At 70.0% G+C, this 13,345-nt stretch carries 15 protein-coding genes; 7 read left to right on the top strand and 8 right to left on the bottom strand.

The window, feature by feature from the left end; all coding sequences use genetic code 11:
• Positions 1 to 155: 155 nt before the first annotated feature.
• The 4 genes from ACLVWQ_RS10930 to ACLVWQ_RS10915 all read right to left on the bottom strand — a co-directional run bounded on the left by ACLVWQ_RS10930 (position 156) and on the right by ACLVWQ_RS10915 (position 2,140).
• On the bottom strand, positions 156 to 341 hold the full coding sequence (locus tag ACLVWQ_RS10930) for a hypothetical protein (RefSeq protein ID WP_414108136.1): 186 nt from the start codon (positions 339 to 341) through the stop codon (positions 156 to 158).
• Positions 341 to 1,198 carry a zf-HC2 domain-containing protein gene (locus ACLVWQ_RS10925; RefSeq protein ID WP_414108472.1) on the bottom strand — a complete coding sequence of 286 codons (858 nt, stop codon included), beginning with the start codon at positions 1,196 to 1,198 and terminating at the stop codon, positions 341 to 343. The genes ACLVWQ_RS10930 and ACLVWQ_RS10925 overlap by 1 nt, the downstream gene beginning before the upstream one ends.
• A gap of 116 nt (positions 1,199 to 1,314) precedes the next feature.
• Positions 1,315 to 1,857 carry an RNA polymerase sigma factor gene (locus ACLVWQ_RS10920; protein WP_414108135.1) on the bottom strand — a complete coding sequence of 181 codons (543 nt, stop codon included), beginning with the start codon at positions 1,855 to 1,857 and terminating at the stop codon, positions 1,315 to 1,317.
• A 121-nt stretch (positions 1,858 to 1,978) separates the two neighbouring features.
• The gene (locus ACLVWQ_RS10915) at positions 1,979 to 2,140 is read right to left on the bottom strand and encodes a hypothetical protein (RefSeq protein ID WP_414108134.1); all 162 of its coding nucleotides are present in this window, start codon (positions 2,138 to 2,140) and stop codon (positions 1,979 to 1,981) included.
• A 196-nt stretch (positions 2,141 to 2,336) separates the two neighbouring features.
• Between ACLVWQ_RS10915 and ACLVWQ_RS10910 the strand changes: the two genes are divergently transcribed.
• The 5 genes from ACLVWQ_RS10910 to ACLVWQ_RS10890 all read left to right on the top strand — a co-directional run bounded on the left by ACLVWQ_RS10910 (position 2,337) and on the right by ACLVWQ_RS10890 (position 7,907).
• The gene (locus ACLVWQ_RS10910; protein WP_414108133.1) at positions 2,337 to 4,568 is read left to right on the top strand and encodes an RNA degradosome polyphosphate kinase; all 2,232 of its coding nucleotides are present in this window, start codon (positions 2,337 to 2,339) and stop codon (positions 4,566 to 4,568) included.
• A complete protein-coding gene (locus ACLVWQ_RS10905; RefSeq protein WP_414108132.1) occupies positions 4,549 to 5,700 on the top strand; it encodes a CHAD domain-containing protein in 1,152 nt (383 codons plus the stop codon). The genes ACLVWQ_RS10910 and ACLVWQ_RS10905 overlap by 20 nt, the downstream gene beginning before the upstream one ends.
• A gap of 46 nt (positions 5,701 to 5,746) precedes the next feature.
• Complete coding sequence (locus ACLVWQ_RS10900) at positions 5,747 to 6,169, top strand: NUDIX hydrolase (RefSeq protein ID WP_414108471.1); 423 nt, start codon at positions 5,747 to 5,749, stop codon at positions 6,167 to 6,169.
• A gap of 595 nt (positions 6,170 to 6,764) precedes the next feature.
• A complete protein-coding gene (locus tag ACLVWQ_RS10895; protein ID WP_414108130.1) occupies positions 6,765 to 7,613 on the top strand; it encodes a hypothetical protein in 849 nt (282 codons plus the stop codon).
• 99 nt (positions 7,614 to 7,712) lie between these two features.
• Positions 7,713 to 7,907 (top strand): hypothetical protein, encoded by a 195-nt coding sequence (locus tag ACLVWQ_RS10890; protein WP_414108129.1) that lies wholly within the window; start codon positions 7,713 to 7,715, stop codon positions 7,905 to 7,907.
• Positions 7,908 to 8,029: 122 nt separating this feature from the next.
• Here ACLVWQ_RS10890 and ACLVWQ_RS10885 read toward each other — a convergent pair whose 3' ends face one another.
• Entirely contained in the window at positions 8,030 to 8,401 is a 372-nt protein-coding gene (locus ACLVWQ_RS10885) for a metal-sensitive transcriptional regulator (RefSeq protein ID WP_414108128.1), read from the bottom strand.
• 203 nt (positions 8,402 to 8,604) lie between these two features.
• Between ACLVWQ_RS10885 and ACLVWQ_RS10880 the strand changes: the two genes are divergently transcribed.
• Together ACLVWQ_RS10880 and ACLVWQ_RS10875 are read left to right on the top strand one after the other, a co-directional pair.
• Positions 8,605 to 9,225 (top strand): DUF47 domain-containing protein, encoded by a 621-nt coding sequence (locus ACLVWQ_RS10880; RefSeq protein ID WP_107015224.1) that lies wholly within the window; start codon positions 8,605 to 8,607, stop codon positions 9,223 to 9,225.
• Positions 9,226 to 9,232: 7 nt separating this feature from the next.
• Entirely contained in the window at positions 9,233 to 10,231 is a 999-nt protein-coding gene (locus ACLVWQ_RS10875) for an anion permease (protein WP_414108127.1), read from the top strand.
• A 222-nt stretch (positions 10,232 to 10,453) separates the two neighbouring features.
• Here ACLVWQ_RS10875 and pstB read toward each other — a convergent pair whose 3' ends face one another.
• From pstB to pstC, 3 genes are read right to left on the bottom strand one after another with little or no spacing between them, the layout of a single operon-like run.
• Positions 10,454 to 11,230, bottom strand: a complete 777-nt coding sequence (pstB, locus tag ACLVWQ_RS10870) for a phosphate ABC transporter ATP-binding protein PstB (RefSeq protein WP_414108126.1) — start codon at positions 11,228 to 11,230, stop codon at positions 10,454 to 10,456.
• Positions 11,231 to 11,279: 49 nt separating this feature from the next.
• A complete protein-coding gene (gene pstA / locus ACLVWQ_RS10865) occupies positions 11,280 to 12,341 on the bottom strand; it encodes a phosphate ABC transporter permease PstA (RefSeq protein WP_414108125.1) in 1,062 nt (353 codons plus the stop codon).
• The gene (pstC, locus tag ACLVWQ_RS10860; protein ID WP_414108124.1) at positions 12,338 to 13,345 is read right to left on the bottom strand and encodes a phosphate ABC transporter permease subunit PstC; all 1,008 of its coding nucleotides are present in this window, start codon (positions 13,343 to 13,345) and stop codon (positions 12,338 to 12,340) included. Before pstC ends, pstA begins: the two co-directional genes overlap by 4 nt.

Here is a 13,345-nt window from a genome sequence, read left to right as displayed (position 1 = left end):
AAGGGGGGGTGTAGAAGGAGGGAGTGGAAGGGCGCTGAGGCAGGGGCTGCGGCGACCGGGGTACGGCACCGGTCCGGCTGCCGGAGCGGCGCCAGGAACAGGGGCGGGGCGGGGCAGGGCAGGAACAGTGGGTGCGGGGGCTGAGGGCCTGGCCCTCAGCAGTCGCCCCCGTCCGAGGAGGAGGACGACGAGCTCCACGGGGACGAACGGCGCTTGCCGGAGGAAGCGGCGAGGGCCGTGCAGACCTCGACGGCGAAGCGCAGCACCCCGAGGAGGACCACACCGGTCATCAGCAGCGCGGCTCCGATGAGCTTGAGCCACCTGCGCAGGAAGAGCGACATCAGACCGCACCCCCGTTCTGCGGGCCCGCGAACGGTGTGTGCGCGGAGGCCGAGTCGAAGCGGTCGCGGCTGAGGTAGAAGAACCCCGCGGCGAGCACGGCGACCACGGCCGCCACGCTCTGCCCCGGCGCCGTGTACGGAGCGAGGGTTCCGTCGGTCATGTTCCGAGCGACCAGCAGGACGGCCGCCCACACCCCGCCCACCAGGCCGGGGGCCAGGACCGGGCCCAGCCGGGGGGTCAGCGCAAGGCCGGTCGTGGTGAGCGCGAGCGCGGGCAGCAGCCAGGCCAGGGCGGCCAGTCCGTACGAGGGAAGCGCGAGCGTCGCCACGCCGTTCAGGACGAGGGCGATGGCCAGCACGGGAACGGTCCGGATCATCAGCAGCCGGAACCCGTGCATCGGCGACACCACGGCCATCTCGTACGTCGGGTCGAGCGCCGGACCGTACGACAGCGCGACGCCGGCCAGGGGCAGCAGCGGGGCGAGGGCGAGGAACAGCGTCGGTGTCTCGGACACCTCCACGACGTTGGTCACCAGCACCGTCATGGCCAGGACGGCGACGACCGCGCCCAGCCAGGACAGCCGCAGGACGGGGGTGGCCGCCAGCAGCCGCGCCGTGTGGTCGGGCACCCCGGCCCGGACGAGCAGCGACTCCAGGAATCCGGGCCGTGGCGCGTCCAGCTCGGCGTCGAGCCGCTCCCATCCCCGGTCCAGCGGGGCGGGGTCGCTCACCTCGGCGAGTACCGACCGGCAGCGCGCGCAGGCCATGAGGTGGGTGTCGGCCGACCAGAGCATCGGCGACGCCAGCTCGCCCCGCACGTACGCCCGGAGGTCGTCGTCCGCGACGTGCCAGGTCAGACCGCTCGTGTCGGGGATCGCACCTCTCGTGTCGCGAGGTTCGCCGCTCTTTTCGCGGATCTCACCGCTCGCGTCGCGGGACTTTCCGCTCGCGTCGCGGGCCTCGTTCGTGTCGCTCATGCCAACTCCTCCCGCAGCTGCTTGCGGGCCCGCAGGGCCCGTGTCTTGACCGTCCCCGGCGGGATACCGAGAAGGACGGCCGCCTCCCGGGTGGTCAGCCCGTCTATGACCGTGGCCTGAAGGACCGAGCGCAGCTCCGGCGACAACCTCACCAGGGCGCCCGCGAGGTCCCCGTGCTCGACCCCCGCGAGCACGCGCTCCTCCGCCGACGCCTCCTCCCGGTGCCGCAGCCGCGCGAGCGCCTGCCGCATCCGGCCCCGGGCCCCGTCGCCCCGCAGGGCGTCGATCAGCCGCCGCGAGCCGATCCGCCACAGCCAGCCGGCCACGTCCCCCTCCGAGCGGTACCGGGCGCTGCCCCGCCAGACCGCGAGGAACGTCTCCTGGACGACGTCGTCGACCGTCCCCGCGTCCGAACAGCGACCTCGCAGTCTCGCCCCGAGCCAGGGCGCATACCGCCGGTACAGCTCTTCGAAGGCGTGCCGGTCGCCGTCCGCCGCGATGGCCCGCAGCAGATCTCCGTCGCTTCTCGTTTCCCTCACACCCCCTCATCGCACGAGCCCCACCGATCGGTTCACGGCACCCCGAAAAACTTTCACACCCCCTGCCGGACGCACCGCACCCGGACAGGCGACCCTCAGAGGTGACCAGCACGGGTGACCATCACAGGTGACGTGACGTGACGAGCCACCGTGACCGTGACAGGTCCAGGCCCAGGCCCAGGTCCAGGTCCAGGTCCAGGCCCAGGTCCAGGCCCAGTGACAGTGACCTGGACGGCCGCGCCGAGGTGTCGACGCCCGGGAGCCTCCCTGCGATATCCCGCACGTCATGTCTCCGTAACCAGTGATTCAGACTGGCTTGCGACCCTCGGGCAATGAACCCCGCCCCGCCCGAGCCCTCGCCTCCGCCGGAGCGCGAGCCCTCCCGAAAGAGGGGGACCGGGAGCCCGCACCTCGTCGCCGCGCTCCCGCCCGCTCTCTCCGACGCGCCTGTTTCCGGCCCGGCACGGAAGAATGGGTTCATGAGCCAGCCCAATGCCAAGGCGCAGGTACAGCACCCTCAGCCGTCCGTCGGCTCCATCGCCGCGCACCGCCCGCACACCGTGGCGGCGAACGTCTCCGACCTGGAGCCCGACCTCGACGCCGACCTCGACGAGTACGAGGACACGGTGCAGGACGGCGTCCAGCTCCCGCAGGGCCGCTTCCTCGACCGGGAGCGCAGCTGGCTCGCGTTCAACGAGCGGGTCCTCGAACTCGCCGAGGACCCGGACACGCCCCTCCTCGAACGGGCGAAATTCCTGGCGATCTTCGCGAGCAACCTGGACGAGTTCTTCATGGTCCGGGTGGCAGGCCTGAAGCGGCGCATCGCCACCGGCGTGGCCACCCGCTCGGCCTCCGGCCTGCAGCCCCGCGAGGTGCTGGAGATGATCTGGGCCCGCTCCCGGGAGCTCATGGCCCGGCACGCCGCCTGCTACCAGGAGGACGTGGCGCCCCAGCTCGCGGACGAGGGCCTCCACCTCGTCCGCTGGAGCGAGCTGGCCGAGAAGGAGCAGGCCCGCCTCTTCACGCTCTTCCGCCACCAGATCTTCCCGGTCCTGACCCCCCTCGCGGTCGATCCGGCGCACCCCTTCCCGTACATCTCGGGCCTGTCACTGAACCTCGCCGTGGTCGTGCGGAACCCGGTCTCCGGGCACCGCCACTTCGCGCGCGTCAAGGTCCCGCCGCTGCTCTCCCGCTTCCTGGAGGCCTCCCCGGACCGCTACGTCCCCATCGAGGACGTCATAGCGGCCCACCTGGAGGAGCTCTTCCCCGGCATGGAGGTCCTGGAGCACCACGCGTTCCGCGTCACCCGGAACGAGGACCTGGAGGTCGAGGAGGACGACGCCGAGAACCTGCTCCAGGCCCTGGAGAAGGAGCTCATGCGGCGCCGCTTCGGACCGCCGGTGCGCCTGGAGGTCGAGGAGTCCATCGACCGGTACGTACTGGACCTGCTGGTCCGGGAGCTGAAGATCTCCGAGGCCGAGGTGTACCCGCTGCCGGGCCCCCTGGACCTCACGGGCCTCTTCGGCATCGGCGCCCTGGACCGGCCGGAGCTGAAGTTCCCGAAGTTCATCGCGGGCACCCACCGCGACCTCGCGGAGGTCGAGTCGGCCTCGGCGCCGGACATCTTCGCGGCCCTGAGGGAACGGGACGTGCTCCTGCACCACCCGTACGACTCCTTCTCCACCTCCGTCCAGGCGTTCCTGGAGCAGGCGGCCGAGGACCCGGACGTGCTGGCCATCAAGCAGACGCTGTACCGCACCTCCGGCGACTCCCCGATCGTCGACGCGCTGATCGAGGCCGCCGAGGCCGGCAAACAGGTGCTGGTCCTGGTCGAGATCAAGGCCCGTTTCGACGAGCAGGCCAACATCAAGTGGGCGAAGAAGCTGGAGGAGGCGGGCTGCCACGTGGTCTACGGCCTCGTCGGCCTCAAGACCCACTGCAAGCTGTCCCTCGTCGTACGCCAGGAGGGCGAGACCCTCCGCCGCTACAGCCACGTCGGCACGGGCAACTACCACCCGAAGACCGCCCGGCTGTACGAGGACCTGGGGCTCCTCACCGCCGACCCGCAGGTCGGCGCGGACCTCTCCGACCTCTTCAACCGGCTCTCCGGCTACTCGCGCCGCGAGACGTACCGCCGTCTGCTCGTCGCGCCCAAGTCCCTGCGCGACGGACTGATAGCGCGCATCAACAAGGAGGTCCAGCACCACCGTGCGGGACGTCCCGCCCATGTCCGCATCAAGGTCAACTCGATGGTGGACGAGGCACTCATCGACTCGCTCTACCGTGCCTCCCAGGCGGGCGTGCCCGTCGACGTGTGGGTGCGCGGGATCTGCGCGGTGCGGCCGGGGGTCGCGGGCCTGTCCGAGAACATCCGCGTACGGTCCGTCCTGGGCCGCTTCCTCGAACACTCCCGGGTCTTCGGCTTCGGCAACGGAGGCGAGCCCGAGGTGTGGATAGGCAGCGCGGACATGATGCACCGCAACCTCGACCGCCGGATCGAGGCACTGGTCAGGATCACCGATCCGGGCCACCGGTCGGCCATCACCCGCCTGTTCGAGACCGGCATGTCCGACACCACTTCCTCCTGGCACCTCGGCCCCGACGGCGAGTGGACCCGGCACGCGACCGACGCCGACGGCCAGCCCCTGCGCAACGTCCAGGAGATGCTCATAGACGCCCGGAGGCGCCGGCGTGGCACAGCAACACCTTGATCCGACTGCCGGACCCCTGGCCGGGGACGCACTGGCGGACTATCTCCGGGCCCAGGCCACGGAGTTCCTCCGCGCACTGCGCCAGCACCGCGAGACCGGCGGCGCCGCGGCGGTGAACGGCTCGAAGGAGGCCGTGGACGCGGCGCGCTCTCTGCGCCGCTCGGCCCGCCGCATCAGCGGCACCCTGCACACGTTCCGGCCCCTGCTCGACGAGGGCTGGTCGGAGGGCATGCGTCCCGAACTGGCCTGGCTGTCGGGCACCCTGGCCCGTGAGCACGCGTACGGGGCCCGTCTTGAGCGACTGCTCGCGGCGCTGCACCGGCTGTCGGGCTCGACGGCGGGGGCGGGAGCGGGGACAGGAGCAGGAGTGGGAGCGGGAGTGGGAGCGGGTTCGAGAGTGTTTCCGGCGCAGACCGCCGTCGCCTCCTCCGCGGCACGGTCGGAGAAGGGCCAGCTGACGGTCGGCGCGGCCAAGGCGGGCGCTCTCCTGGAGCGCCAGCTGACCCTCGCGCGGACGCGCGCCCACTCGGCCGCGCTCCAGGCCCTGGGCTCCTCCCGCTTCCACGCCGTCGCCGACAACGTCGCCGTGCTGGCCAGCGAGGTCCCGCTGAGTGCGGCCGCCTCGGCATCCGCCTCCACCTCCGCATCCGCCTCCATCGCCTCGTCCGCGTCCTCGTCCTCGTCCGGTACGGCTCTGGGGCCGCTGGCCGCCGCCGCGGAGGAACGGCTCTGCGACGCCGTGACCGGGCTGCCCCTGGTCACCGCGGGCCACCCCTACAACTCGGAGGCCCTCGTCCACGGCCTCTCCGCCGACACGGCCCCGCAGCCCCAGGACGCCCCCTGGCACCAGGTACGCCTTCTGCTGCGCCTGCACCGTTACGCGCGCGAGGTGGTGTTCGGCGACGAGGTCCTCGTGGACGTACGCCTGCTGAACACCGGCCAGGCCCTGGACCTGCACCGCGACGCGGCGGAGGCCGCGGCGGCCGCCGCGTCGGCGGCCCGTACCCCGCGGATCGCCCCGGCGACGGCGTACGCGCTCGGGGTGCTCCACGCGGACCAGCGGCACGAGGTGGAGGCGGCCAGGTTCGCCTTCCAGCGGGCCTGGCTGAGGGAACCGGTCGGTACCCCCTGACCGGCCCCACCGACACCTATGTGTGAGAGGAGTCCCGGTGCGCCCGATGAACACGGCGGACACCGATCCGGTACTCGCGGCGGGCTGCGTCCTGTGGCGCCGCTCGCCGGTCGACGGCGAGTTGACGGTCTGTCTGGTCCACCGGCCGAAGTACGACGACTGGTCGCATCCGAAGGGCAAGCTGAAGCGGGGCGAGGATGCGCTTGCCGGGGCGGTCCGTGAGGTCGAGGAGGAGACCGGTCATCGGTGTGTGCCCGGGCCTGGGCTGGCGACGGTGTATTACCTGGCCAACGGCCGTCCTAAGCAGGTGAGTTACTGGGCTGCGGAGGTGGCGGGCGGTTCTTTTGTGCCCAACAGTGAGGTGGATCGGGTTCTGTGGCTTGCTCCGGCCGCGGCGCGGGTGCGGCTGACTCAGGCGCGTGATCGGGGTCTTGTCGATGAGTTGGTCGCGGTTCTGCGACGCGTGTAGCACTGCGTGCGGCTGGGCGGGTGGGGCTGGGGGTGGGCTGCGGTGCGTTTTCGGGTGCGGGTCCGTTGTGGCTGGTCGCGCCGTTCCCCGCGCCCCTCAAAAGATTGCGCAGTTCCCCGCGCCCCTAAAAGCGAACCCCGCCCGCTCCCCGCGCCCCTCAAAAGACTGCGCCGTTCCCCGCGCCCCTAAAAGCGAACCCCGCCCGCTCCCCGCGCCCCTCAAAAGACTGCGCCGTTCCCCGCGCCCCTAAAAGCGAACCCCCGCCGCTGCCCGCCAAAGTGCGCGCAGGCTGTGTGGGTCAGTGTGGTTTTGTTGTGTGGGACTCTGCGTCCGTGCGGGCTCTGCTGCGGGCTCTGCGGGCCGGGCCGCTCCAGCCGCAGGTGCATCGGGCCAGGCAGAAAGGGCCCCGTTCGATCGTCGTCGTCCGGTGTTCCGGGGGAGCTGTGTCTTCCTGCTGCGCCACACGCCCCACGGTACTGATCCCGGGTAAACGCTTCCCCAAGCCCGCCGACCGCGTGACAACACCTCCCACCCGTCGTTAAGCGGAACGACAGGAGGCCCGCCCAAGGACGTCCCGGCTGGGGGTAAGCAGGCGATGGTGGAGCGGCAGCGAAAACGCAGGGACGGGGCGGTCGCCCTGGCCGCCGCGGCGACAGGGCTGTTGCTCTGCGCCGCCGGGGCCACCGGATGCTCGGGCGGCACGGCGGCCTCCGACGACGCCCGGACCGCCGGGGACCCGGTCGAGGTACTGCACAGGGCCGCCGGGAACCTGGTGCGTGCCGGCACCTCCAAAGCCCGTACGTCGATGGAGATGGCCACCGGCGGCACCCGCGTGACCATCCGCGGCGAGGGTGTCTACGACTTCGCGGACCAGGTGGGCCGGCTGAAGGTGCTGCTCCCGCAGGACCCGGCCGGCGCCGACGACCACCGCCCGATCACCGAGCTCCTCGCACCGGGCGCGCTCTACATGAAGAACCGCGGCGCGGGCGTACCCGCCGACAAGTGGGTACGCGTCGACACGGCCACCCTCTCCGACGGGAACCTGGTCACCGGCGGCGCGACCGACCCGTTCGCCGCCGCCGAGTTGCTGCGGGGCGCCCGGACGGCGACGTACCTGGGCAGGACGTCGGTCGCGGGCACGGCCGTACGGCACTACCGCGGCACCGCCGACCTCACGGTGGCCGCGCGTGCGGCCTCGGCGGGCAACCGGGCGGCGCTGCGGGCGGCGGCGAAAGGGTTCGCCACGGCGAAGGTCCCCTTCGACGTCTTCCTCGACGACCAGGGCCGGGTCCGCAAGGTCCGTCACCGGTTCAGCTTCGTGAACGGGCAGCGGGAGAACACCGTGGCTGTGGCCTCCACCACGCTGCTGTACGACTTCGGAGCCGCTGTCGACGTACGCCTGCCGAAGGCGGACGACATCTTCGCCGGGCGGATCGCCGAGTGAGGGGCCTGTTCGCGCGGGGCCGGAAATGGTCCGTTGGTGCCATGCGCTGTCCGTGGGCCGCTCCCTACTCTAGGAAGTCGGTGACGGCAGGAAGAGGTGATGCACGTGGCTCTGGCGCGCGGTACGGCAGTTCAGGACCACGTGGCCCTCGCCGAGATCGAGCTGTGCGGCGACCTGATCATCGCGGCCTCGGCCGCTCGTGAGGACCGGCTCAGTCCCGACCGTATCGACGAGGTGCTCAAAGTGGCCGAAGAACACTCCTCCGAGGAACCCGGCAAAAGCCCCAGAAGGTAGACCTCGCGGCACCCGTTGCGAGGCGCCCCTCAAGGCGCGCGGGGAACTGCGCGGCCGGCCACACCCCACCCACACCCGGCACACCGGCCCCCGCACGTACTGACGGCCCCGCCCCCGGAGGGTCACGTGCGCAGCAGCCGCGCGATCGCCTTCGTCGCCTCCTCCACCTTCGCGTCGATCTCGGCGCCGCCCTTGACCGCGGCGTCCGCGACGCAGTGGCGCAGATGCTCCTCCAGGAGCTGGAGCGCGAAGGACTGCAGCGCCTTCGTGGAGGCGGACACCTGGGTGAGTATGTCGATGCAGTAGACGTCCTCGTCGACCATGCGCTGCAGGCCGCGGACCTGGCCCTCGATCCGCCGCAGCCGCTTGAGGTGCTCGTCCTTCTGGTGGTGGTAGCCGTGGATCCCGCGGTCGTGGTCCGTCACGATCGCCTCGGCACCGGTCTGTGCGCTCTCCCCGGAGGGCACCGTGGCGCCGGCCTCGGTGGTCGTCATCGCGTCCTCCTGCTGACTGATACCCCTACCGGGTATATCGTAACGAACTTTGCTGGGTATAGGGCCCTTGGCCGATGCCCTCACGGGACCCTGTGCTGATCACTGTGCCCGATGGGCGACACTGAAGGGCGGCCGGTTAGCCGTGGCTGGATGATGCGCCTAGCATCAGCCTGACCTACACCGAAGCAATCCGAGGACCCCACGTGCGCTTTCGTCTGACCCCCAGGGAGACGAGCTTCTACGACATGTTCGCCGCGTCCGCGGACAACATCGTCACGGGCTCCAAGCTCCTGATGGAACTGCTCGGGGCGGACTCGTCCGGCCGGGCCGAGATCGCAGAGCGTATGCGGGCCGCGGAACACGCCGGTGACGACGCGACGCACGCGATCTTCCACCAGCTGAACTCCTCGTTCATCACGCCGTTCGACCGCGAGGACATCTACAACCTCGCGTCGTCCCTCGACGACATCATGGACTTCATGGAGGAGGCCGTCGACCTGGTCGTCCTCTACAACGTGGAGGAACTGCCCAAGGGCGTCGAGCAGCAGATCGAGGTGCTGGCACGGGCGGCGGAGCTCACCGCCGAGGCGATGCCGAACCTGCGCACGATGGACAACCTCACCGAGTACTGGATCGAGGTCAACCGTCTGGAGAACCAGGCCGACCAGATCCACCGCAAGCTGCTCGCCATGCTCTTCAACGGCAAGTACGAGGCCATCGAGGTACTGAAGCTCAAGCAGATCGTGGACGTCCTCGAAGAGGCCGCCGACGCGTTCGAGCACGTGGCCAACACGGTGGAGACCATCGCGGTCAAGGAGTCCTGACCCCTTCATGGACACCTTCGCTTTGATCGTGACCATCGGTGTCGCGCTCGGATTCACCTACACCAACGGCTTCCACGACTCGGCCAACGCCATCGCCACCTCCGTGTCGACGCGTGCGCTCACTCCGCGTGCGGCGCTCGCGATGGCCGCTGTGATGAACCTCGCCGGCGCCTTCATGGGCAGCGGGGTCGCCAAGACCGTCAGCCAGGGCCTGATCGAGACGCCGCACGGCAACAAGGGCATGTGGATCCTGTTCGCCGCGCTGGTGGGCGCGATCGTGTGGAACCTCGCCACCTGGTACTTCGGCCTCCCGTCCTCCTCCTCCCACGCGCTGTTCGGCGGCATGGTGGGCGCGGCCCTCGCGGGCGGCATCGACGTCATCTGGTCCGGCGTCCTGGAGAAGGTCGTCATCCCGATGTTCATCTCGCCGGTCGTCGGCCTGGTCGTCGGCTATCTGGTGATGTGCGTCATCATGTGGTTCTTCCGCAGCTCCAACCCGCACAAGGCGAAGCGCGGCTTCCGGATCGCGCAGACCGTGTCGGCGGCCGGCATGGCGCTGGGCCACGGCCTCCAGGACGCCCAGAAGACGATGGGCATCGTGGTGATGGCCCTGGTCATCTCGGACGTCGAGGACGCGGGCGACCCGATTCCGGTGTGGGTCAAGATCTCGTGCGCGGTGATGCTGTCGCTGGGTACGTACGCCGGCGGCTGGCGCATCATGCGCACGCTGGGCCGGAAGATCATCGAGCTGGATCCCCCGCAGGGGTTCGCGGCGGAGACCACGGGCGCGTCGCTCATGTTCACCACGGCGTTCATCTTCCACGCGCCCATCTCGACGACGCATGTCATCACGTCGGCGATCATGGGTGTGGGTGCGACGAAGCGGGTGAAGGCGGTGCGCTGGGGTGTCGCGAAGAACATCATCCTCGGCTGGTTCATCACCATGCCGGCGGCGGCGCTGGTGGCGGCGACGAGCTTCTGGATCGTGAACGTGGCGTTCCTGTAAGGACCTGCGGAGCCAGGAGCCCTCGGGCTCCGCTCCCCACCCCCGTTGCGCGGTTCCCCGCGCCCCCAGGTACCTGGGGGGAAGGGACGGCGGGGGCGAAAAACCTACGGGCCCGCCCCCCTGTGACCGGGAGGCGGGCCCTATGGGTCCCCGCGGTGGCACCGCCATGCAGCACCGCGAGGGGTCTTCAGACCGATGTGGAGCGGGGAGCGGCAGGCCCGCTCAGCCGAAGCGGCCCGAGATGTAGTCCTCGGTCGCCTGCACGGACGGGTTCGAGAAGATCCGCTCCGTGTCGTCGATCTCGATGAGCTTGCCGGGCATCCCGACCGCGGACAGGTTGAAGAACGCCGTCCGGTCGGAGACCCGCGCCGCCTGCTGCATGTTGTGCGTCACGATGACGATCGTGAAGCGCTCCTTCAGCTCACCGATCAGGTCCTCGATGGCCAGCGTCGAGATCGGGTCCAGGGCCGAGCAGGGCTCGTCCATGAGCAGGACCTTCGGCTCCACCGCGATCGCGCGGGCGATGCACAGCCGCTGCTGCTGACCACCGGACAGCCCGGAACCCGGCTTGTTCAGGCGGTCCTTGACCTCGTTCCAGAGGTTCGCGCCCTTCAGCGACTTCTCCACGACGTCGCTCAGCTCGGACTTCTTGTAGCTGCCGTTGAGGCGCAGCCCGGCCGCCACGTTGTCGTAGACGGACATCGTGGGGAACGGGTTCGGACGCTGGAAGACCATGCCGACCTCGCGCCGCACCGCCACCGGGTCGACCCCGGCGCCGTACAGGTTCTCGTCGTCGAGCATGACCTTGCCCTCGACGCGGCCGCCCGGTGTCACCTCGTGCATCCGGTTGAGGGTGCGCAGGAAGGTGGACTTGCCGCAGCCGGAGGGGCCGATGAAGGCCGTCACCGAACGGGGCTCGACGGTCATCGAGATGTCCTCGATGGCTCGGAACGAGCTGTAGTAGGCACTGAGGCCGCTGATGTCGATTCGCTTGGCCATGGGATCACTGCTTCTTTCGAGAAGGACTACTGGTCGCTGGATGGCCGCGTCAGCGACCGGTCTTGGGGGCCTTCCAGCGGGCGATGCCGCGGGCCGCCAGGTTCAGGATCATCACGAAGATGATCAGCGTGAGCGCCGCCGCCCAGGCCCGGTCGTACGCCACACCGGCGCCGCCGCTGCCCGCGTACTGCTGGTAGATGTACATCGGCAGCGAGGCCTGAGGGCCGTCGAAGGGGTCCGAGTTGATGAGAGGCGAACCCCACACCAGCAGCAGCACCGGAGCGGTCTCACCCGTGATGCGGGCGACCGCGAGCATCACACCGGTGATGATTCCGCCGATGGAGGTCGGCAGCACCACCTTGATGATGGTGCGCCACTTCGGCACGCCCAGCGCCAGCGAGGCCTCACGCAGCTCGTTCGGTACGAGCTTGAGCATCTCCTCGGTGGAGCGGACGATCACGGGCAGCATCAGAATGGTCAGGGCCATCGAGCCGGCGAACCCGGAGGGGCCCATGTCCAGGATGAGGATCCAGAAGCTGAGGACGAACAGACCCGCGACGATCGACGGGATGCCCGTCATGACGTCGACGAAGAAGGTGACGGCCTTGGCGAGCCCGCCGCGCCCGTACTCGACGAGGTAGACCGCGGTCAGGATGCCGACCGGCACCGAGATCAGGCTGGCGATGCCGACCTGTTCCAGGGTGCCGATGATCGCGTGGTAGATGCCGCCGCCGGGATCGGTGTCGGCCACCACGCCCATCGAGTGGGTGAGGAAGTAGCCGTCGAGGACCTTCACACCGCGCTTGACGGTCTCCCAGATGACCGAGATCAGCGGGACGACGGCGAGGATGAACGCGACCCAGACCAGGCTGGTCGCCACCCGGTCCTTGGCCTGCCGGCGGCCCTCGACGCGCGCGCCGAGGCCGTACGAGCCGGCCACGAAGATGACCGCGGCCATCAGGCCCCACTGGATGCTGCTGTCCAGCCCGGCCGCGGCGCTGATGCCGAGACCGAGAGCGACCGAGCCCGCGGCGATCGCCCACGGCGTCCACTTGGGCAGCCTGGCGCCCTGGAGGGAGCTGGGCCGTTCCACGTTCACTGACTGGCTCATGCGTTGGCCCCCGAGTACTCCGCGCGGCGGGCGATGATCATGCGGGCCGCGCCGTTGACCAGCAAGGTGATGACGAACAGCACCAGGCCGGAGGCGATGAGCGCGTCCCGGCCCATCACGGTGGCCTCGCTGAACTTGCTGGCGATGTTCTGGGCGAAGGTGCCGCCGCCCGCGTCGAGCAGGCTGACGTTGATCTCGAAACTCGAGGACAGGACCGTGGCCACGGCCATCGTCTCGCCGAGCGCGCGCCCGAGGCCGAGCATCGAGGCGGAGATGACGCCGGAGCGGCCGAAGGGCAGCACCGACATGCGGATGACCTCCCAGCGCGTGGCGCCGAGGGCCAGTGCGGCTTCCTGGTGCATCAGCGGAGCCTGGCGGAAGACCTCGCGGCTCACGTTGGTGATGATCGGCAGGATCATGATCGCGAGCAGGATGCCCACGGTGAACAGCGAGCGCGGTGCGCCGCCCTGCCATTCGAGGATGCCGGTCCAGCCGAAGTAGTCGTCCAGCCAGCCGTAGAGGCCGTTCAGGTGCGGTACGAGAACGAGGGCGCCCCACAGGCCGTACACGATGGACGGCACGGCGGCGAGCAGGTCGATCACGAAGGCGATGCCGCCGCTCAGCCTGCGCGGGGCGTAGTGCGTGATGAACAGGGCGATGCCGACCGAGATCGGGATCGCGATGACCATCGCGATGATCGACGAGATGATCGTTCCGTAGACCAGGACGGCGATGCCGAAGCTCGGCTCGGCGGCGGTCGGGTTCCACTCGAGGGTGGTGAGGAAGTTGCTCTCGTCCTTGCTGATCGCGAGCACGGAGCGGTACGTGAGGAAGACCGCTATCGCGGCCATGATCACAAGCAGGAAGATGCCGGAGCCGCGGGACAGACCGAGGAAGATCCGGTCTCCGGGCCGCGTGGCCACACGGGCCGCGCGCTTCTGGTCGGCTTCGGAAGGCGGGGAGATGGGGGGAGGCGCTGCAGAGTTCTTTGTGGATATGTCCAT

This window comes from Streptomyces sp. CWNU-52B (assembly GCF_047444975.1).
In the GTDB taxonomy this organism is placed as follows: domain Bacteria; phylum Actinomycetota; class Actinomycetes; order Streptomycetales; family Streptomycetaceae; genus Streptomyces.
Note: the sequence above shows the minus strand (reverse complement) of the source record. Positions and strands in the feature narration are given on the sequence as shown.

What these genes read in the sequence shown, in the direction of transcription:
- ACLVWQ_RS10930 (WP_414108136.1), bottom strand. Translation starts at nt 341, where the DNA reads ATGTCGCTCTTCCTGCGCAGGTGGCTCAAGCTCATCGGAGCCGCGCTG.
- ACLVWQ_RS10910 (WP_414108133.1), top strand. Translation starts at nt 2,337, where the DNA reads ATGAGCCAGCCCAATGCCAAGGCGCAGGTACAGCACCCTCAGCCGTCC.
- ACLVWQ_RS10900 (WP_414108471.1), top strand. Translation starts at nt 5,747, where the DNA reads ATGAACACGGCGGACACCGATCCGGTACTCGCGGCGGGCTGCGTCCTG.
- ACLVWQ_RS10895 (WP_414108130.1), top strand. Translation starts at nt 6,765, where the DNA reads ATGGTGGAGCGGCAGCGAAAACGCAGGGACGGGGCGGTCGCCCTGGCC.
- ACLVWQ_RS10890 (WP_414108129.1), top strand. Translation starts at nt 7,713, where the DNA reads ATGCACGTGGCTCTGGCGCGCGGTACGGCAGTTCAGGACCACGTGGCC.
- ACLVWQ_RS10885 (WP_414108128.1), bottom strand. Translation starts at nt 8,401, where the DNA reads ATGACGACCACCGAGGCCGGCGCCACGGTGCCCTCCGGGGAGAGCGCA.
- ACLVWQ_RS10875 (WP_414108127.1), top strand. Translation starts at nt 9,233, where the DNA reads ATGGACACCTTCGCTTTGATCGTGACCATCGGTGTCGCGCTCGGATTC.
- pstB (WP_414108126.1), bottom strand. Translation starts at nt 11,230, where the DNA reads ATGGCCAAGCGAATCGACATCAGCGGCCTCAGTGCCTACTACAGCTCG.
- pstA (WP_414108125.1), bottom strand. Translation starts at nt 12,341, where the DNA reads ATGAGCCAGTCAGTGAACGTGGAACGGCCCAGCTCCCTCCAGGGCGCC.
- pstC (WP_414108124.1), bottom strand. Translation starts at nt 13,345, where the DNA reads ATGGACATATCCACAAAGAACTCTGCAGCGCCTCCCCCCATCTCCCCG.